Source organism: Parabacteroides sp. AM58-2XD (assembly GCF_003463685.1).
In the GTDB taxonomy this organism is placed as follows: Bacteria; Bacteroidota; Bacteroidia; order Bacteroidales; family Tannerellaceae; genus Parabacteroides; species Parabacteroides segnis.
In genome coordinates this window covers 1-1,136 of sequence record NZ_QSDP01000240.1, presented here as the reverse complement: position 1 = coordinate 1,136, position 1,136 = coordinate 1, and the positions used below count along the sequence as shown (strand labels likewise).

The 1,136-nt window shown below is 33.2% G+C and carries 1 protein-coding gene; it reads left to right on the top strand.

All coding sequences use genetic code 11. The features are described from left to right. Window positions 1-136: 136 nt before the first annotated feature. On the top strand, window positions 137-1,024 hold the full coding sequence (locus DXA15_RS25065) for a FecR family protein (RefSeq protein ID WP_128135848.1): 888 nt from the start codon (window positions 137-139) through the stop codon (window positions 1,022-1,024). Window positions 1,025-1,136 lie beyond the last annotated feature (112 nt).

Sequence of the window (1,136 nt, the reverse complement as noted above, 5' to 3'; positions counted from 1 at the left end):
AAGAAACTATTTTTAGTAAACAGTGCGTTGGTAAGGTAAGGTTAGATTGGATGAAAAAACAAAAATGATATTTTTCATATGAAGAATAGGAGTTTTTTGTTTCTCTTGTCATCTATTAAATAAAAGACATAGAATAATGAACAATAATACAGATAAAATAGAGGATCTATTAAGTAGGACACGATTTAAATCGCTTCCGTTTAATGAAACGGAAATGTACGAACTCTTAAATGAGAGGATAGATAAACCGCTCATTATATCTTATTTTCAAAAAGATAATAACCGATGGAAATATTTGTTTGTCGCTGCATCTTTAGCCTTACTTATAGTTTTGTCCATACATCTAATAGGCAATGAACCAAAGCAAACGCTTGTTTATTATGAAACAACGGCAGTGCCAGACGCAAAAACAAAAATAATTTTACCCGATAGCAGTGTGGTTTGGCTAAATGCTAATGCCTGTTTGCGTTATCCGCGGGAGTTTTTAGGACAGCAACGAGAAGTAGAGATAAACGGAGAAGCCTTTTTTGAAATCCGTAAGGATGAAAATAAGCCTTTTATTGTGCAATCTGATGGGATAAACATACGGGTACTGGGAACTTCTTTTAATGTTGTTGCGCCAAAAAGTTCAGATATAGTAGAAGTCACTTTACTGAATGGCTGTATCGCTTTATTTAAGGAATTCAATCGCTCTGAGATTGCAGATAAAATTTTACATCCGGGGCAACGGGCGCTTTTCCATAAATCCAGTAATAAGATGGAAGTTAGTGATATTCGTACTGAGAACTCCATATCTTGGGTGACAAGACAGTTTATATTTAAAGAAAACTCATTGGAAGAAATTTCTGCAGAGTTGGAGCGAGCCTTTCATGTAAAAATACATATAGAAAATGAAACAATGAAGAAGCATACTTTCAATGCTGATTTCACAGATAATGAAACATTGGATGAAATTTTGTCTATCCTTCAGATTGTAGCTCGTTATAAAATAGAAAAGCGGAAAGGTGAGATTTTCCTTAAATAAATATAAATTATCAAAGTATAAAAAAGAAAGCTAATGAACAGTACCTAAAATAAAGAAAAAGAATTGGGAATGTTGACAGCATTCCCAAATTCAGATTGTTAATCGGTAGAAA

Excerpts from the sequence above, each read along its gene's own strand:
- DXA15_RS25065 (WP_128135848.1), top strand. The coding sequence starts at position 137 with ATGAACAATAATACAGATAAAATAGAGGATCTATTAAGTAGGACACGA.